At 62.5% G+C, this 17,361-nt stretch carries 16 protein-coding genes; 12 read left to right on the top strand and 4 right to left on the bottom strand.

Features of this window, described 5'->3' with window-relative positions:
• Positions 1-240 precede the first annotated feature (240 nt).
• From GYB81_RS13685 to GYB81_RS13655, 7 genes are all read left to right on the top strand, one after another.
• Positions 241-1,857 carry an ABC transporter permease gene (locus tag GYB81_RS13685; RefSeq protein ID WP_161865712.1) on the top strand — a complete coding sequence of 539 codons (1,617 nt, stop codon included), beginning with the start codon at positions 241-243 and terminating at the stop codon, positions 1,855-1,857.
• Positions 1,858-2,202: 345 nt separating this feature from the next.
• Positions 2,203-3,300 (top strand): glycine cleavage system aminomethyltransferase GcvT, encoded by a 1,098-nt coding sequence (gene gcvT, locus GYB81_RS13680; protein ID WP_161865713.1) that lies wholly within the window; start codon positions 2,203-2,205, stop codon positions 3,298-3,300.
• Between the two features lie 94 nt (positions 3,301-3,394).
• Positions 3,395-3,784 carry a glycine cleavage system protein GcvH gene (gene gcvH / locus GYB81_RS13675; RefSeq protein WP_161865714.1) on the top strand — a complete coding sequence of 130 codons (390 nt, stop codon included), beginning with the start codon at positions 3,395-3,397 and terminating at the stop codon, positions 3,782-3,784.
• Positions 3,785-4,109: 325 nt separating this feature from the next.
• Positions 4,110-4,424 (top strand): ArsR/SmtB family transcription factor, encoded by a 315-nt coding sequence (locus GYB81_RS13670; protein ID WP_161865715.1) that lies wholly within the window; start codon positions 4,110-4,112, stop codon positions 4,422-4,424.
• Positions 4,421-4,855 carry a YeeE/YedE family protein gene (locus GYB81_RS13665; RefSeq protein ID WP_161865716.1) on the top strand — a complete coding sequence of 145 codons (435 nt, stop codon included), beginning with the start codon at positions 4,421-4,423 and terminating at the stop codon, positions 4,853-4,855. Before GYB81_RS13670 ends, GYB81_RS13665 begins: the two co-directional genes overlap by 4 nt.
• 1 nt (position 4,856) lies before the next feature.
• Positions 4,857-5,276 carry a DUF6691 family protein gene (locus tag GYB81_RS13660; protein ID WP_161865717.1) on the top strand — a complete coding sequence of 140 codons (420 nt, stop codon included), beginning with the start codon at positions 4,857-4,859 and terminating at the stop codon, positions 5,274-5,276.
• Between the two features lie 14 nt (positions 5,277-5,290).
• On the top strand, positions 5,291-5,479 hold the full coding sequence (locus GYB81_RS13655; RefSeq protein WP_161865718.1) for a YgaP family membrane protein: 189 nt from the start codon (positions 5,291-5,293) through the stop codon (positions 5,477-5,479).
• A gap of 77 nt (positions 5,480-5,556) precedes the next feature.
• Here the strand turns inward: GYB81_RS13655 and aguA are convergent, their stop codons facing one another.
• The 4 genes from aguA to GYB81_RS13635 form a co-directional block, all read right to left on the bottom strand.
• A complete protein-coding gene (gene aguA, locus GYB81_RS13650) occupies positions 5,557-6,663 on the bottom strand; it encodes an agmatine deiminase (RefSeq protein ID WP_161865719.1) in 1,107 nt (368 codons plus the stop codon).
• 70 nt (positions 6,664-6,733) lie between these two features.
• Entirely contained in the window at positions 6,734-7,615 is an 882-nt protein-coding gene (gene aguB, locus GYB81_RS13645; RefSeq protein ID WP_161865720.1) for an N-carbamoylputrescine amidase, read from the bottom strand.
• 244 nt (positions 7,616-7,859) lie between these two features.
• A complete protein-coding gene (locus tag GYB81_RS13640; protein ID WP_161865721.1) occupies positions 7,860-8,501 on the bottom strand; it encodes a TetR/AcrR family transcriptional regulator in 642 nt (213 codons plus the stop codon).
• Between the two features lie 106 nt (positions 8,502-8,607).
• Positions 8,608-9,987, bottom strand: coding sequence for a glutamine synthetase family protein (locus tag GYB81_RS13635; protein WP_161865722.1), 1,380 nt, complete (start codon positions 9,985-9,987; stop codon positions 8,608-8,610).
• A gap of 773 nt (positions 9,988-10,760) precedes the next feature.
• Here GYB81_RS13635 and GYB81_RS13630 point away from each other — a divergent pair.
• The 5 genes from GYB81_RS13630 (at position 10,761) to potA (ending at position 17,351) form a co-directional block, all read left to right on the top strand.
• Positions 10,761-12,119, top strand: a complete 1,359-nt coding sequence (locus tag GYB81_RS13630) for a glutamine synthetase family protein (RefSeq protein ID WP_161865723.1) — start codon at positions 10,761-10,763, stop codon at positions 12,117-12,119.
• Between the two features lie 85 nt (positions 12,120-12,204).
• The gene (locus tag GYB81_RS13625; RefSeq protein WP_161865724.1) at positions 12,205-13,578 is read left to right on the top strand and encodes an aspartate aminotransferase family protein; all 1,374 of its coding nucleotides are present in this window, start codon (positions 12,205-12,207) and stop codon (positions 13,576-13,578) included.
• Positions 13,579-13,729: 151 nt separating this feature from the next.
• Positions 13,730-14,824 (top strand): polyamine ABC transporter substrate-binding protein, encoded by a 1,095-nt coding sequence (locus GYB81_RS13620; RefSeq protein ID WP_161865725.1) that lies wholly within the window; start codon positions 13,730-13,732, stop codon positions 14,822-14,824.
• A 241-nt stretch (positions 14,825-15,065) separates the two neighbouring features.
• Positions 15,066-16,145 (top strand): polyamine ABC transporter substrate-binding protein, encoded by a 1,080-nt coding sequence (locus GYB81_RS13615; protein WP_249186654.1) that lies wholly within the window; start codon positions 15,066-15,068, stop codon positions 16,143-16,145.
• 51 nt (positions 16,146-16,196) lie between these two features.
• The gene (gene potA, locus GYB81_RS13610) at positions 16,197-17,351 is read left to right on the top strand and encodes a polyamine ABC transporter ATP-binding protein (RefSeq protein ID WP_161865727.1); all 1,155 of its coding nucleotides are present in this window, start codon (positions 16,197-16,199) and stop codon (positions 17,349-17,351) included.
• Positions 17,352-17,361 lie beyond the last annotated feature (10 nt).

The following is a 17,361-nucleotide window of genomic DNA, read 5'->3' as shown; positions in this document are numbered from 1 at the left end:
CTGGGGCCTTAAGGCTGGACTGCATCGTGGACCGAAGTGGCCGGCAAGCGCCAGGCCGGAGGCCACCATGCTGATGGATCGCGCCGGCTGGCTGAAGCGGCTACAGGCTGCAGGCCGCAAGCCTGAAGCCTGAAGCCTGAAGCCTGAAGCTTGCAGCTTGCAGCTTGCAGCCTCCGGCTGTTTTACTTCGACGCCCCGCCTAGCCGGGGCGTTGTCTTTTTCCGGAATCGAGGAATCCGCGTGCCGCATCCCGTCCAGCGTCGCTGGTATCCCATCGTCCTAGCTGTCGCCGCCCTGGTGTTGATGCCGCTGTCGGTCTTGCTGCTGAGCTGGCATGAGGTCGATCAGCAGATCTGGACGCACTTGTGGCAGACGCAGATGGCGCGGCTGATCGGCAACACGGTGACCCTGGTGCTTGGTGTTGGTGTGGGCGTGACGCTGCTTGGCGTCAGCCTGGCCTGGCTAACCAGTCTCTGCGAGTTCCCCGGTCGGCGCTGGCTGGACTGGGCACTGATGCTGCCGTTCGCCATTCCCGCCTACGTGCTGGCGTTCGTCTTCGTCGGCCTGCTGGATTTCGCCGGTCCGGTGCAGACGCTGCTGCGTGAGTGGTTCGGCAGCGGCTTTCGGTTGCCCCGCGTACGCTCCACCGGCGGGGTGATCATCGTCCTGGTGCTGGTCTTCTACCCCTATGTCTACCTGCTCGCCCGCGGCGCGTTCCTGGCGCAGGGCAAGGGGTTGATGGAGGCGGCGCGGGTGCTCGGGCAGAGCCCCTGGCAGGCCTTCTGGCGCGTGGCGTTGCCGATGGCGCGCCCGGCTATCGGCGCCGGCCTGGCGCTGGCGATCATGGAAACCCTGGCCGACTTCGGCGCGGTAGCGGTGTTCAACTTCGATACCTTCACCACCGCGATCTACAAGACCTGGTACAGCTTCTACAGCCTGACCAGCGCAACCCAGCTGGCCAGCCTGCTGCTGCTGGCCGTGGCCCTGGTGCTCTACGGCGAGCGTCGCGCCCGCGGCGCAGCGCGGCCGGCCAACGAGCGCCCACGTGGCAAGGCCTTGTATCACCTGCACGGCTGGAAGGCTTTTGCCGCCAGCGCCTGGTGCGGTCTGGTGTTCGCCTGCGCCTTCGTCATTCCGTTGCTGCAGTTGCTGATCTGGTTCTGGCAGCGCGGTCGCTTCGATCTCGACGAACGTTATGCCGGGCTGATCCTGCACACCCTCTACCTGGGCGGCATGGCGGCTTTGATCACAGTCGGCGTGGCCATGCTGCTGGCGTTCGCCCGTCGTCAGGCGCCGACGCGGGGGGTGCGGCTTGGCGTGGCACTGGGCAACCTGGGCTATGCCTTGCCGGGTTCGGTGCTGGCGGTGGCGATCATGCTGGCGTTCAGCTTTCTCGATCGCGAGCTGGTGATACCGTTGTCCAGCGCATTGGGCGGTGCCGGCAAGCCGCTACTGCTGGGCAGCCTGTCGGCGCTGCTGGTGGCCTATCTGATCCGCTTCATGGCGGTCGCCTACGGGCCACTGGAAACCAGCCTCGCACGAATCCGCCCGTCGCTGCCGGAGGCCTCGCGCAGCCTGGGCGTTGGCGGCGTTGGCCTGTTCTTCAAGGTGTATCTGCCGTTGCTGCTGCCGGGCACCCTGTCGGCCGCGTTGCTGGTGTTCGTCGATGTGCTCAAGGAGATGCCGGCGACCCTGCTGATGCGGCCATTCGGCTGGGACACGCTGTCGGTACGCGTATTCGAGATGACCAGCGAAGGTGAGTGGGCACGCGCTGCGTTGCCGGCCCTGACCCTGGTGCTGGTCGGTCTGCTGCCGGTGATCCTGCTGATCCGCCGATCGGCCCGCAGTTTCGCTTGAAAGCCTCTGGTTCCGGCTCTGGGCTGACACAGATCAAGGCTGGGAGCACTGCGCGACCTTTGGTCAGATGACCCCCGCCCACCTTGCGGCTACAATGCGCGCCATTCGCGAGCCGGCCCATCCGGCAGACGTGTCGAGAAGCGTAGGCGACGACTGCATGGATGCAGGAGGTAGAGCGAAGCAGGATGCTCGAGCCGAGGCGGCCAGTGCAAGGCGCAGCTAGGTGAAAAACGCAGTGTGCTTTTGCACATGAGCATTTTGAGTCTGGCTGTAACGCAGCAATGGCAACGCAGCTAGCTTCTCGGGGTCTGAATCGCTTCGCCAAGCCCGGAAGGAGATTTACCCATGGGACAGCGCACCCCCCTCTATGACCTGCACCTGGCGCTGGGGGCCAAGATGGTGGACTTCGGCGGCTGGGACATGCCGCTGCACTACGGTTCGCAAGTGGAGGAGCACCATCAGGTGCGCCGCGACTGCGGCGTGTTCGACGTCTCGCACATGTGCGTGGTGGACCTGAGTGGCAGCCAGGCGCAGGCCTACCTGCAGCGTCTGCTGGCCAACGACGTGGCGCGCCTGGAGAGCCCCGGCAAGGCGCTGTACAGCGCCATGCTCAACGAGCAGGGCGGGGTGATCGACGACCTGATCGTCTACCTCACCGGCTCTTCTTCCCAGGAGCAGGGTTACCGCCTGGTGGTCAATGCCGGTACCCGCGACAAGGATCTGGCGTGGATGCACGCTCAGGCGGGCGATTTCGATGTGCAGCTTAGCGAACGACGCGACCTGGCCATGCTTGCCATTCAGGGGCCGAAGGCCCGCTCGCGCGTCGCCGAGTTGCTGACCCAGGCACGTGCCGCGCTGATCCACGAACTCAAGCCGTTCCAGGGGCTGGCCGAAGGCGACTGGTTCATCGCCCGCACCGGCTATACCGGCGAAGATGGCCTGGAGATCGTCCTGCCGGTGACCGAGGTGGCCTCTTTCCTCAACGACCTGGTCGGCGCCGGTATCTCGCCGATCGGCCTAGGTGCCCGAGACACCTTGCGTCTCGAAGCGGGCATGAACCTCTACGGCCAGGACATGGACGAGCAGGTCAGCCCGCTGGCCGCCAACATGGCCTGGACCATCGCCTGGGAGCCTGTCGCGCGCGACTTCATCGGGCGCACGGCGCTGGAGGCGCAGCGCGCCGCCGGCTGCCCGAGCAAACTGGTTGGTCTGGTGCTGGAAGAGCGCGGCGTGCTGCGCGCACACCAGGTCGTACGTGTAGATGGCATCGGCGAGGGTGAGATCACCAGTGGCAGCTTCTCGCCAACGCTGAACAAATCCATCGCGCTGGCACGGGTGCCGGCACAGACCGGCGATCGTGCCGAGGTGGAGATCCGCGGCAAGTGGTACCCGGTGCGCGTGGTCAAGCCGAGCTTCGTGCGCCACGGCAAAACGCTAATTTGAATGATCGGGCCGCGGCGCTGGCTTTCCCTTCTGCCGCGGCCTGCTAAATTGTCCTGACGGCCCGCTTGCCGTCATCGCTTACGAGGAACGACACATGAGCAATATCCCCGCCGATCTGCGTTATGCCGCCAGCCACGAGTGGGCTCGTCTGGAAGCTGACGGTAGCGTGACCGTGGGCATTTCCGACCACGCCCAGGAAGCCCTCGGCGACGTGGTGTTCATCGAGCTGCCGGAAGTCGGCAAGCAACTGAATGCCGGCCAGGAAGCCGGTGTGGTGGAGTCGGTCAAGGCCGCCTCCGACATCTACGCGCCGGTGGGCGGCGAAGTGATCGCCATCAACGAAGCGCTGGCCGACAGCCCGGAAAGCGTCAACAGCGACCCTTACGGCAGCTGGTTCTTCAAACTCAAGCCGAGCGATGCCGGCGAGCTGGACAAGCTGCTGGACGCGGCTGCCTATGAGGCTGCCGCTGACGCCGACGCCTGATTCATCTGGCTTCGACCTGGAAACCCGCCAAGGCGGGTTTTCGCGTTTCTGGGCTCCGCTAATGAATTCGCATGTAGGGCGTCAGTGGTAGCCCGTATGTAACCCTGGGAGTGACGATACCCCGTGTGGGAGGCGCTTCAGCGGCGAGCTCTTGTCGCGGCTAAAGCCCCTCCCACGATTTGTACTGTGCATGCATCGGTTGATTCAGGTAGGCGCGCTCTTGTAAGGCCCGTTCAATCCCCTCTTTAACCGCTGGTCAGCATGGGTAGCACTTTCATTCAATACAATATATAAAAATACATATTGTATTTAGTTAAGGTGTCCCGTGGCTGAATCCATCGATATCCAGCAATTGCGTGCCAATGCCGATGCTGCCGGACAGTTGCTCAAGGCGCTGGCCAATCCGGATCGTCTGCTGCTGCTCTGTCAGCTGTCGCAGGGCGAGCGCAATGTCGGTGAGCTGGAGGCATTGCTCGGCATTCAACAGCCGACGCTGTCGCAACAGCTCGCCGTGCTGCGTCGTGAGGGGCTGGTAGAGACCCGCCGCGACGGCAAGCAGATCTACTACCGCATCAGCAGCCCCGCGGCGCTGGCAGTCATCGAGACACTCTACCGGTTGTTCTGCGAGGGCCGGCAATGAGCATCGACTGGGCCAGCTTCACGCCCTGGAGCGCGCTGGCGGGCGGTGCCCTGATTGGCCTGGCGGCATCGCTGTTTGCTCTGCTCAATGGCCGTGTGGCCGGAATCAGCGGGCTGCTCGGCAGCCTGCTGCCGCGTCAGAGTGAAGGGCGAGGTGAAAAAGCGGCTTTTCTGTTTGGCCTGTTGCTGGCGCCGGGGCTCTGGGCGATGTTCGCCGCGTTGCCGCCGGTTCACTTCGGCGTCGGCAGCTTCGGCTTGATTCTCGCCGGCCTGCTGGTGGGTATCGGCACCCGCTACGGCTCCGGCTGCACCAGCGGCCACGGCGTTTGCGGCCTTTCCCGGCTGTCGCCGCGTTCGCTGGTGGCCACCTTGTGCTTCATGGCTACGGGGTTCGCTACGGTGTTTGTCCTGCGTCATCTGCTGGGGGGCTGATATGCCCAGACTGAGCGCATTCATCGCCGGGCTGCTGTTCGGCCTCGGTCTGCTGCTGGCGGGCATGGCCGATCCGGCAAAGGTGCTGGCATTTCTCGATCTGGCGGGTGACTGGGACCCATCGCTGGCACTGGTGATGGCCGGTGCCATTGGGGCGGCTGCGTTACCGCTGAATCTGGCGCAGCGGCGTACCAAGGCGTTGCTCGGCGGCGCCATGCATTTACCGACCCGGCGCGATCTGGATGCCCGACTGGTCGGCGGTAGTCTGCTGTTCGGCGTCGGTTGGGGCGTCGCCGGCATCTGTCCGGGGCCGGCGCTGGCCATTCTGTTGGCCGGGCACTGGCAGGCACTGTTGTTCGTCGCCGCGATGCTCGCCGGCATGTTGATCTTTACCGCGCTGGAAGGCCGGCGCGGGTGTTGACCTGGAGAACCTCGATGAAAGCCAATGTTGGAACGCTCGATCGTAGCCTGCGTATTGCCGTGGGTCTGGTGCTTATTGCCCTCAGCCTGGCCGGCGTGATTGGCCTGTGGGGCTGGATTGGCGTGGTGCCGCTGGCGACCGGTGTCTTGCGTTTTTGCCCGGCCTATCCCTTGCTGGGTATCAACACCTGCAAGATGAAATGAAGCCTGTACCTCCATACGGCTGAACGAAAACGCCCGGCAGATGCCGGGCGTTTTCATGCTGCTGCGGTAAAGAGCTGTCAGGTTCCCTGCGGGGCCGGCTGTTGCTGGGTGATGCAATGGATATTGCCGCCACCCAGGAGGATTTCTCGGCCGGGCACCATCACCACGCGATGCTCGGGGAAGATGCGCTGCAGAATCGCGCGCGCCTCTTCATCCTTCGGATCATCGAAGCTCGGCGCGACGATGCCGCCGTTGACGATGAGGAAGTTGACGTAGGAACCGGCCAGGCGCACGTTCGGGCTGCGCTCCTGACTGCCCTCGACCATGTCGACGCCGGCGCACTCTTCGACGCTGGCGTGAAGCGGGCCCGGGATCGGCATCTTGTGCACGATCAGTTGGCGTCCCTTGGCATCACGAGCCTCTTCCAGCACGCGCATGGCAGCCTGGCAGCGCGAGTAGTTGGGATCGTTCTGATCATCGGTCCAGGCCAGCAGCACTTCACCCGGGCGCACGTAGCAGCAGAAGTTGTCGACGTGGCCGTCGGTCTCGTCGTTGTACAGGCCGTCCGGCAGCCAGATCACTGCATCGACGGCGAGGTGCTCGCGCAGCACGGCTTCGATCTCTTCACGCGACAGGTGCGGGTTGCGGTTCCTGTTCAGCAGGCATTCTTCGGTGGTGATCAGAGTGCCTTCGCCGTCGACGTGGATCGAGCCGCCTTCGAGGACGAAACCTTCGGTTCGATAGCGCTTGCAGCCTTCGATCTCGAGAATCTTGCGGGCTACCTGATCGTCGCGCTGCCACGGCCAGTACAGGCCGCCGTCGAAGCCGCCCCAGGCGTTGAAGGTCCAGTCCACGCCGCGCACCTCGCCGCTGTCGTTGATCACGAAAGTCGGGCCGGTGTCACGCACCCAGGCATCGTCGGTGGTGATTTCCACCAGGCGGATGTTGTCGTCGTCCAGGCGGGCACGGGCGTTTTCGTACTGCGCGGCGGAGACGCAGACGGTCACCGGCTCGAACTGGGCGATGGCCTTGGCCACGGCGGTGAAGGCCGCCTGCGCCGGCTTGCCGCCGTTGCGCCAGTTGTCCGGACGCTCGGGCCAGACCATCCAGGTCTGGCTGTGCGGGGCCCATTCGGCGGGCATATGGAAACCGTCGGCGCGTGGTGTGGTGTTGAGGGGGGTCATGTTTCACCTGTAGCCCGGATGCAATCCGGGGAGTCGTGAGAAAAAGCCCCGGATGGCATCCGGGCTACGTTTATTCGGATGGGGTTTCGCCATCGAGCGTGGAAAGTGGCCAGTATAGGTTCGGCCGGCGGTCGCGGAACACACCCCAGGCGGTACGCACCTTTTCCAGTGCGTCCAGGTCGAAGCTGTGCACCAGGATGCCTTCTTCGGTCTGGTTAAGCTCCTTGACCTTCGCGCCATACGGGTCGGCGATGAACGAACTGCCATAGAAGGTGATGTCGTAGCCGTCCTGTTCTTCACGGCCGATGCGGTTGCTGGCTACCAGTGGCATGACGTTGGCGCCGGCATGCCCCTGCTGCACGCGCTGCCAATGCTCGCGCGAGGAAATGCCGGCGTCGTGGGGCTCGCTGCCGATGGCGGTGGGGTAGAAGAGGATTTCCGCACCCATCAGCGCCATGCTGCGCGCGCATTCCGGGAACCATTGATCCCAGCAGATGCCCACGCCGATGCGCGCATAGGCGGTGTCCCAGACCTTGAAGCCGGTATCGCCGGGGTTGAAATAGTACTTCTCGTGGTAGCCGGGGCCGTCCGGGATGTGGCTTTTTCGATAAATCCCCAGATTGCTGCCGTCGGCATCGATGATGGCGATGCTGTTGAAGCGGGCGCGGCCGGCACGCTCGAAGAAGCTGATCGGCAGCACCACCTCGAGCTCTGCAGCGACTTTGCGGAAATGCGCGATGGCCGGGTTGTCCTCGACCGTGGTGGCCAGTTGGGTGTAGTCGGCGTTGGGCTTCTGGCAGAAGTAGGGAGTCTCGAACAGCTCCTGGATCAGGATGATCTGCGCGCCCTGAGCGGCTGCCTGGCGCACCAGCTGTTCGGCCTTGGCGATGTTCGCGGCAGTATCCCAGGAGCAGGCCATCTGGGTCGCGGCAACGGTAACGATACGGGACATAACGCACTACCTCTCTAGCTCGTCATAGGCCTCTGCGGCTATATCGAAAGGCCTTTCGTAGTGCCATGGCGGAACATCGACCATAGCGGGACGGTCGATTTATATCCGATAAATATCGATATTAGAAGGCGTTGGAAGTCTGTGAACAGAAAAATATCGATTTCTGTCGGATTTCTACTGGTTTTTTGTTCTGGCGCTAGGGTGCTCGACCGCGCACCGCCTGGAAGCCGGCGGCTTGCGCGGATCAGGCTAGCGGAGCCGGCCTTTTCGGCAAGGCCGCCGGCAGGTACAGACCCAGGTAGGCATCGAACACGCGCATGCCTTCCTCGGCCAGGCGTTGAGTGATTGCGCCGTGCAGTTGCACCGAGCGGGCATAGACGCGATCACCCAATGACATCGCCAGGCTGAATACCTCGATATCCGTCGGCAATTGCGGCAGGGGAAAGTGGCGGTCGAACAGCGCACGCATCAGCCGGCCCAGCTCCAGGTCGTGCTGGTGATCGGCCTGGGTGACTTCCGCCAGGCCGTGCTGGGCCAGGATCAGCTGGCGCGCTGCGGCATCCGCTTCATAGATCGCCAACATGCGCTGCTCGATCAGGCGTGACAGGTCGTGCCAGCTGCGCAGGGCGGCATGGTCGACCGGCTCCAGCAGGCTGGCACGAAAGGCCGCATGCACGTCGGCGGTCAGCCCTTCGAGCAATGCTGGAACGCTGGCGAAGAAGTGATACACCGACGACGGCGGAATGCCCGCGCGCTCGGCGACTGTGTAGATCGATAGGCTGGCCATGCCCTGCTCGGCCAGCAGTTCGCGCGCTGCCTTGAGGATGACGGCGATACGGGCCTGGCTGCTGGCGCGCGGCTTGCGGGTGCTGGCTGGGCGCGACATGAACAAGCTCCTCTGGTGTGAGGCGCTATTGGACGTCAGGCAGGGTCACTTGGGCAAGCATGCTCAGCCGCCCGCACCCAGGCTTGGGCATGGGCGGCCTAAGTGCTTACACGGTATGCAGGTACCAGTTGTACTCGAGGTCGGAGATGGTGGTTTCGAACTCCTGCAGCTCGGCTTCCTTGCACGCGACGAAGATGTCGATGTATTTCGGATCGATGTACTTGTTCAGCACTTCGCTGTCGTCCAGCTCGCGCAGGGCATCGCGCAGGTTGTTCGGCAGGCTGGGTTCGAGCTGCTCGTAGGCGTTGCCCTCGATCGGCTCGCCCGGTTCGATCTGGTTGGTCAGGCCGTGGTGGATACCGGCGAGGATCGACGCCAGCATCAGGTAGGGGTTGGCATCGGCGCCGGCCACGCGGTGTTCGATACGCACCGCGTCGGCGCTGCCGGTCGGTACACGCACGGCCACGGTACGGTTGTCCAGCGCCCAGCTTGGCGCGTTGGGTACGTAGAACTGCGCGCCGAAGCGGCGGTAGGAGTTGACGTTGGGGCAGAGGAAGGCCATCGACGCCGCCATGGTGTCGAGGATGCCGCCGACGGCATGGCGCAGCGAGGTGTTCTCCAGCGGATCTTCGGCGGCGAAGATGTTCTTGCCGGTCTTCTTGTCCAGCAGCGAGATGTGCACGTGCAGGCCATTGCCCGCCTGGCCCGGATAGGGCTTGGCCATGAAAGTGGAGTCCATCTCATGGTCATAGGCGATGTTCTTGATCAGGCGCTTGAGCAACAGGGCATAGTCGCAGGCCTTGATGGCGTCTTCGACGTGGTGCAGGTTGACTTCGAACTGCGCCGGGGCGCTTTCCTTGACGATGGCGTCGGCCGGGATGCCCTGCTCCTTGGCGGCTTCGAGCATGTCCTGCAGGCAGTCGACGTACTCGTCGAGGTCATCGATCAGGTAGACCTGGGTGGAATGCGGGCGCTTGCCGGAGATCGGCGAGCGCGGCGGCTGCGGGCGGCCGTTCACGTTCTCCTGGTCGATCAGGTAGAACTCCAGTTCGAAGGCTGCGCAGATACGCAGGCCCAGTTCGTCGAACTTCTGCACCACCTGGCGCAATACCTCGCGCGGGTCGGCGAAGAAAGGCGTGCCGTCCAGCTCGTGCATGGTCATCAGCAGCTGCGCGGTCGGGCGCTTCTGCCAGGGTTCATTGCACAGGGTATTGGGGATGGGGAAGCAGATACGATCGGCGTCGCCGATGTCCAGGCCAAGGCCGGTGCTCTCGACGGTGGCGCCGTTGATGTCGAGGGCGAAGAGCGAGGCGGGCAGGTTGATGCCTTTCTCGTACACCTTGTGCAGGGCGTTCCGGTCGATGCGCTTGCCGCGCACCACGCCATTCATATCTGCAATAAGAAGGTCGACGAACTGGACCTCGGGATGTTCCTTGAGGAACGCGTTCGCTTCGTTAAGCTGAACGGCACGCGGGGGTACCGACATGATGCAACACCTTTTTGTTAAATATATCAATCATGCGAGTGCATGGGTGTGAGTCAATCCGAAACGCACTTTACTGTCAAGCTGGCTACATAGTGCCCTGTGGTGGGGCGTGATGGCCATTTTTGGGGCATTTCAAGGCCTTTCAAAACACTCCCAAGGCTGATCTTTCAGGGTGCTCAGTGGGGTGTGTTCGATTTTTTACAGAGCTATTGTGTAAAAAAATGAACAAGGCTAAGCTCGGTTCAAACCCATAACAGCAATAATACGGGTGTCTCATGTTTTGCCTGCCGGCCATAGGTGTCAGCACTTGCGTCAGGACCATCAGCCACGCTCCTGCTTCTCTTCTCAGGGCGCCAGCGGTGAACAGGGCAATGGCCACTGCGACGCGGCAACCTCTCTCTTTCGCGGCTTCTGTGCCGCGCCGCCTGTCTCATCGGATTTTTCCATCGACTCCCCAGCTGCACGATAGCGCAGGTCGCCGCCTGGCGCTGGCGGTTGTGCGCCTTGGCCCGGCTTGTGCACCGAACACATCCGCAGCGGGCTTTACCGCGGGCGCGCTGCACTGCGAGCCAGACCGCTTGATGAGGGCGGGGCAGGGTGAGCGCTTAAATTTCGGTGGAGTGAAATGCCAGGTGCCGGAGGTGCCGCACCCCTAGTAGCATCCACACGAATATCTCGCCTTCTTCCAGGCCTTTGGTGAGGCTTGCAGGGGGAGGGCGGGGCAACGCTGAACCCGCTATAACTCAAGCTGGTTCTACAACCCTGAGGTCTCTATGAGTACCAAGCTAGACCAGCTCACGAGCTGGCTGAAAGAACGCAAAATCACCGAAGTCGAATGCCTGATCAGCGACCTGACCGGCATTGCCCGCGGCAAGATCTCGCCGACCAACAAGTTCCTCGACGAGAAGGGCATGCGCCTGCCCGAGAGCGTGCTGCTGCAGACCGTGACCGGCGACTATGTCGAGGACGACATCTATTACGACCTGCTGGACGAGGCGGACATCGACATGTTCTGCCGTCCGGACCCCAATGCGGTATTCGTCGTGCCCTGGGCCATCGAGCCCACCGCCATGGTGATTCACGACACCTTCGACAAGCAGGGCAACCCCATCGAACTGTCGCCGCGCAATATCCTCAAGAAAGTGCTGCAGATGTATGCCGACAAAGGCTGGAAGCCCATCGTCGCACCTGAGATGGAGTTCTACCTGACCAAGCGCAACAGCGACCCGGACTTCCCGCTGGTCGCACCGGTAGGGCGCTCAGGCCGGCCGGAAACCGGTCGTCAGAGTTTCTCCATCGACGCGGCGAACGAGTTCGACCCGCTGTTCGAGGACATGTACGACTGGTGCGAGTTGCAAGGCCTGGATCTGGACACCCTGATCCATGAAGAAGGCCCGGCGCAGATGGAAATCAACTTCCGTCACGGCGACGCACTGCATCTGGCCGACCAGATTCTGGTGTTCAAGCGCACCATGCGCGAAGCCGCGCTCAAGCATGACGTGGCGGCCACCTTCATGGCCAAGCCGATCACCGACGAGCCGGGCAGCGCCATGCACATCCACCAGAGCGTGGTGGACATCAAGACCGGCAAGAACATCTTCTCCAACGATGACGGGACGATGAGCGAGCTGTTCATGCATCACATCGGCGGCCTGCAGAAATACATCCCCGAGCTGCTGCCGCTGTTCGCACCCAACGTCAACTCGTTCCGTCGTTTCCTGCCCGATACCTCGGCGCCGGTGAACGTGGAGTGGGGCGAGGAAAACCGCACCGTGGGCCTGCGCGTGCCGGAGGCCAGCCCGCAGAACCGCCGCGTGGAGAACCGCCTGGCTGGCGCTGACGCCAACCCCTACCTGGTGCTGGCAGCGACGCTGCTGTGCGGCTACATGGGCATGGTCGGCGGAGTGAACCCCGGCGCGCCGGTCAAGGGGCGTGGTTACGAGCGGCGCAACCTGCGTCTGCCGGTGACCATCGAGAGTGCTCTGGAGCGTATGGAAGCCTGCAAGGACGCTGAAAAGTTCCTCGGCGAGAAGTTCATCCGCGGTTATGTCGCGGTCAAGCGTGCCGAGCACGAGAACTTCAAGCGGGTGATCAGTTCCTGGGAACGCGAGTTCCTGTTGTTGTCGGTGTAATTCGGCTGCCGGCCGTGCCTGGCGCGGCCGCTGCCACGAATCCCTGCGTAGCGTCGCTGGCGCTGCGTGTTAGCAAGGTGTTGGTATGAACAAGCAAGCGAGCAACCCCAAGACTGCCCAATGGCACGCCCTGAGCCAGGCCCACCACCTGGCGCCGTTCAGTGACTACAAGCAGCTGGCCGAAAAGGGCCCGCGCATCATCACCGAGGCTAAAGGCGTGCACCTGTGGGACAGCGAGGGCAACAAGATCCTCGATGGCATGGCCGGCCTGTGGTGCGTGGCCGTCGGCTACGGCCGCGAGGAACTGGTCGAGGCTGCTTCCAAGCAGATGCGTCAGCTGCCGTTCTACAACACCTTCTTCCAGACCGCCCACCCGCCGGTGCTGGAGCTGGCCCACGCCATCTCCCAACTGGCACCGGCCGGCATGAACCATGTGTTCTTCACCGGTTCGGGCTCCGAAGGCAACGACACCATGCTGCGCCTGGTGCGCCACTACTGGGCGTGCAAGGGCAAGGCGAACAAGAAGATCATCATCGGCCGCGAGAACGGCTATCACGGCTCCACCGTGGCCGGTGCCAGCCTCGGCGGCATGAAGTTCATGCACGAGCAGGGCGATTTGCCGATTCCGGGCATCGCCCATATTCCGCAGCCCTACTGGTTCGGCGAGGGCGGCGACCAGTCGCCGGAAGAATTCGGCATCTGGGCTGCCGATCAGCTGGAGAAGAAGATTCTCGAACTGGGCGAAGAGAACGTAGCCGCGTTCATTGCCGAACCGATCCAGGGCGCCGGTGGCGTGATCATCCCACCGGAAACCTACTGGCCGCGGATCAAGGAGATCCTGGCCAAGTACGACATTCTGTTTGTGGCCGATGAAGTGATCTGCGGCTTCGGCCGTACCGGCGAATGGTTCGGCAGCCAGTACTACGATCTCAAGCCGGACCTGATGACCATCGCCAAGGGCCTTACCAGCGGCTACGTGCCGATGGGCGGGCTGATCGTCAGCGACAAGGTGTTCGATGTGATCGAGGCGCACGGCGACTTCAACCACGGCTTCACCTATTCCGGTCATCCGGTGGCGGCTGCGGTAGGGCTGGAGAACCTGCGCATTCTCAAGGACGAGGGCATCGTCGAACGGGTGAAAGCGGAAACGGCACCCTATTTGCAGCGACGACTGCGGGAGCTGGCGGATCACCCGCTGGTGGGCGAAGTGCGTGGCGTCGGCATGCTCGGCGCCATCGAATTGGTGCAGGACAAGGCGACGCGCCAACGTTACCCGGGTGACAAGGCGGTCGGCATGATCTGCCGTGGCCACTGCTTCAACAACGGACTGATCATGCGCGCGGTGGGCGACACCATGATCATCGCCCCGCCTTTGGTGATCAGCTTTGCCGAAATCGACGAGCTGGTGGAAAAGGCACGCAAGTGCCTGGACCTGACGCTGGAGGAACTGGCGCGCTGAGTGGCTGTGAATACACGGCTTGCAGTCGGTTACCACGGGAAAGTTGTATCACCGCGATGACCTTGCCAGACTGCGCCAGAGTGCGCGGGCCGGCCAGACCGGAAGTACTTGCGCTCGATCGCAAAACGACACAACAACAGGAGCTGTTCGCATGAAAATTTTCGGCAAGACTCTTCTTGCGTTGTCCCTGACCGCAGCCGTGGCTGGCGCTGCGCAGGCCGATGACAAGGTACTGCATGTCTACAACTGGAGCGATTACATCGCCGAAGACACCATTGCCAATTTCGAGAAGGAAAGCGGCATCAAGGTGGTCTACGACGTTTTCGACAGCAACGAGACGCTGGAAGCCAAACTCTTCGCGGGCAAGTCCGGTTACGACATCGTCGTGCCCTCGAACAACTTCCTGGCCAAGCACATCAAGGCCAAGGTCTACCAGCCGCTGGACAAGTCCAAGCTGGCTTGGGACAACCTGGACAAAAACCTGCTCAAGACCGTCGAAGTCAGCGACCCGGGCAACCAGTACGCCTTCCCCTACATGTGGGGTTCGATCGGTATCGGCTTCAACCCGGAGAAGGTCAAGGCGGCACTGGGTGAAAACGCCCCGGTGGACTCCTGGGACCTGCTGTTCAAGCCGGAAAACATCGAGAAGCTGAAGTCCTGCGGTGTGTCCTTCCTCGACTCGCCCACCGAGATTCTGCCGATCGCTCTGCAGTACCTCGGCCATGAGCCGACCAGCACCGATACCAAGCAGCTCAAGGAAGCCGAGGATCTGTTCATGAAGATCCGTCCTTCGGTGACCTATTTCCACTCTTCCAAGTACATCTCCGACCTGGCTAACGGCAACCTCTGCGTGGCCGTGGGTTATTCCGGCGACATCTACCAGGCCAAGTCCCGTGCCGAAGAAGCCGGCGGCAAGGTCAAGGTGTCCTACAACATTCCGAAGGAAGGCGCCGGCACCTTCTTCGACATGCTGGCCATCCCGGCGGATGCCGAGAACGTCGATGCCGCCTACACCTTCCTGAACTATCTGCTCAAGCCGGAAGTGATGGCGCAGATCACCAACGAGGTGCAGTTCCCCAACGGCAACGCCAAGGCCACCGAACTGGTCGACGAGGCGATCCGCCAGGACCCGGGCATCTACCCGAGCGAGGAAGTGATGGCCAAGCTGTACGCCTTCCCTGACCTGCCGGCCCCGGCACAACGTGCGATGACCCGCAGCTGGACCAAGATCAAGTCCGGTCGCTGATCGAAGCAGTACATGACCTGGCGGGCACGCCTGCCAGGTCACGCAGCAATAACTTAAAAGGATCACGATAAAAGGCCGGGATGGCCATTCGTTTTGCGCCTGTTTGGGCTGAGAGCCTTGGGAAGTAGCGCTGCGGCTTGATCTGAGTCCGGCGGTCGCTGATTCCTGACGCGTTTTCCTATAAAGTGCCGCGCTTTTTTTAGCGGCGCACCAAAGCGAGGATGAAACTGTGCGAGTAACCCTGCCCAAGACTCTGATCGCCCTGGCAGCCGCTACCCTGAGTGGAGCCGCTCTGGCTCAGCAGACGGTGCATATTTACAACTGGAGCGACTACATCGGCGAAGAGACGCTGGCCGAGTTCGAACAGGCCACTGGCATCAAGCCGGTCTACGACGTCTTCGACTCCAATGAAACGCTGGAAGGCAAGCTGCTCGCCGGTCGTACCGGTTATGACGTGGTGGTGCCGTCCAATCATTTTCTCGGCAAGCAGATCAAGGCCGGCGCGTTCCAGCCGCTGGACCGTACCAAGCTGCCGAACTGGAGCAACCTCGACCCAGCCCTGCTCAAGCAGCTCGAAGCCAACGATCCGGGCAACCAGTACGCCGTACCCTATCTGTGGGGTACCAACGGCATCGGTTACAACGTCGAGAAGGTCAAGGCGGCGCTGGGCGTCGACAAGATCGACTCGTGGGCAGTGTTGTTCGAACCGGAGAACATGAAGAAGCTCGCCAGCTGTGGTGTGTCCTTCATGGATTCGGCCGACGAGATGATTCCCTCGGTGCTCAACTACCTGGGTCTGGATCCGAACAGCCAGAGTGCAGATGACTACGCCAAGGCCGAAGCCAAGCTGATGGAAGTGCGTCCCTACGTGAGCTACTTCCACTCCTCGAAATACATCTCCGATCTGGCCAACGGCAACATCTGCGTGGCGTTCGGTTATTCGGGGGATGTTCTGCAGGCGGCCGACCGCGCCGAGGAGGCCGGAAAGGGCATCGAAATCGCCTATGCGATTCCCAAGGAGGGCGCCAACCTGTGGTTCGACATGCTGGCCATTCCCAAGGATGCCCGCAATGTCGAGCAAGCCCATGCCTTCATCAACTACCTCCTCGATCCCAAGGTGATCGCCGGGGTCAGCGACTATGTCGGCTATGCCAACCCCAACATCAATGCAGGGGAGATCATGGATCAGGACATTCGTCAGGACGAATCGGTGTATCCACCGCAGGCCGTGCTGGACAAGTTGTACGTGATGGCCGAACTGCCGCCCAAGGCGCAGCGTCTGATGACCCGCAGCTGGACCAAGATCAAGTCGGGTCAGTAACCGTTTCAGCCCGGCCGGCACGGTCGGGCGCTATCTTCCGGGAGTTTCCGAATGGCTGTTGCCTCCAGCGCCTATAAAAAAGCCCTCGAAGGGGACCAGAAACCGAAAGAGGTGCTGGTCAAGATCGATCGGGTCACCAAGAAATTCGACGAGACCGTAGCGGTCGACGACGTATCGCTGACCATCAACAAGGGCGAGATCTTCGCCCTGCTCGGCGGTTCCGGCTCCGGTAAGTCCACGCTGCTGCGCATGCTCGCCGGTTTCGAGCGTCCGACCGAAGGGCGCATCATCCTCGATGGCGTCGACATCACCGACATGCCGCCGTACCAGCGTCCGATCAACATGATGTTCCAGTCCTACGCGCTGTTCCCGCACATGACCGTGGCGCAGAACATCGCCTTCGGTCTGCAGCAGGACAAGCTGCCCAAGGCCGAGATCGAAGAGCGCGTGGCCGAGATGCTCAAACTGGTGCACATGACCCAGTATGCCAAGCGCAAGCCGCACCAGCTCTCCGGTGGCCAGCGCCAGCGTGTGGCCCTGGCCCGCTCCCTGGCCAAGCGTCCCAAACTGCTGCTGCTGGACGAGCCGATGGGCGCGCTGGACAAGAAACTGCGTTCGCAGATGCAGCTGGAACTGGTGGAAATCATCGAGCGCGTCGGCGTGACCTGCGTGATGGTGACCCACGACCAGGAAGAGGCCATGACCATGGCCCAGCGCATCGCCATCATGCACCTGGGCTGGATCGCCCAGACCGGCAGCCCGGTGGACATCTACGAGACGCCGACCAGCCGCCTGGTGTGCGAATTCATCGGCAACGTCAACCTGTTCGACGGGCAGATCACGACCGACGAAGTCGACCACGCGATCATCGACTGCCCGCAACTGGACAAGCCGATCTACATCGGTCACGGCGTCAGCACCCGCGCCGAGGACAAGAAAGTCAGCTACGCACTGCGCCCCGAGAAGTTGCTGATGGCCACCGCGCTGCCGGACGACCATGAGCACCCGCAATACAACTGGAGCCATGGCCACGTGCACGACATCGCCTACCTCGGCGGCCATTCGGTCTACTACGTCAAGCTCACCTCCGGGCAGGTCGTGCAGTGCTTCATCGCCAATGCCGAGCGCCGCGGCAAGCGTCCGACCTGGGACGACCCCGTGGTGGTGTACTGGGAAGACGACAGCGGCGTGGTACTGCAATCATGAAAATGAGCAA

Origin of the sequence: Pseudomonas yangonensis (assembly GCF_009932725.1) — a bacterium.
GTDB lineage: Bacteria > Pseudomonadota > Gammaproteobacteria > Pseudomonadales > Pseudomonadaceae > Aquipseudomonas > Aquipseudomonas yangonensis.
This window is presented reverse-complemented; position numbering and strand designations above follow the sequence as displayed.

Coding starts and splice junctions, on each gene's coding strand:
- potA (WP_161865727.1), top strand. CDS start 16,197: ATGGCTGTTGCCTCCAGCGCCTATAAAAAAGCCCTCGAAGGGGACCAG.
- aguB (WP_161865720.1), bottom strand. CDS start 7,615: ATGTCCCGTATCGTTACCGTTGCCGCGACCCAGATGGCCTGCTCCTGG.
- GYB81_RS13630 (WP_161865723.1), top strand. CDS start 10,761: ATGAGTACCAAGCTAGACCAGCTCACGAGCTGGCTGAAAGAACGCAAA.
- gcvT (WP_161865713.1), top strand. CDS start 2,203: ATGGGACAGCGCACCCCCCTCTATGACCTGCACCTGGCGCTGGGGGCC.
- GYB81_RS13620 (WP_161865725.1), top strand. CDS start 13,730: ATGAAAATTTTCGGCAAGACTCTTCTTGCGTTGTCCCTGACCGCAGCC.
- GYB81_RS13625 (WP_161865724.1), top strand. CDS start 12,205: ATGAACAAGCAAGCGAGCAACCCCAAGACTGCCCAATGGCACGCCCTG.
- aguA (WP_161865719.1), bottom strand. CDS start 6,663: ATGACCCCCCTCAACACCACACCACGCGCCGACGGTTTCCATATGCCC.
- GYB81_RS13640 (WP_161865721.1), bottom strand. CDS start 8,501: ATGTCGCGCCCAGCCAGCACCCGCAAGCCGCGCGCCAGCAGCCAGGCC.
- gcvH (WP_161865714.1), top strand. CDS start 3,395: ATGAGCAATATCCCCGCCGATCTGCGTTATGCCGCCAGCCACGAGTGG.
- GYB81_RS13660 (WP_161865717.1), top strand. CDS start 4,857: ATGCCCAGACTGAGCGCATTCATCGCCGGGCTGCTGTTCGGCCTCGGT.
- GYB81_RS13655 (WP_161865718.1), top strand. CDS start 5,291: ATGAAAGCCAATGTTGGAACGCTCGATCGTAGCCTGCGTATTGCCGTG.
- GYB81_RS13635 (WP_161865722.1), bottom strand. CDS start 9,987: ATGTCGGTACCCCCGCGTGCCGTTCAGCTTAACGAAGCGAACGCGTTC.
- GYB81_RS13665 (WP_161865716.1), top strand. CDS start 4,421: ATGAGCATCGACTGGGCCAGCTTCACGCCCTGGAGCGCGCTGGCGGGC.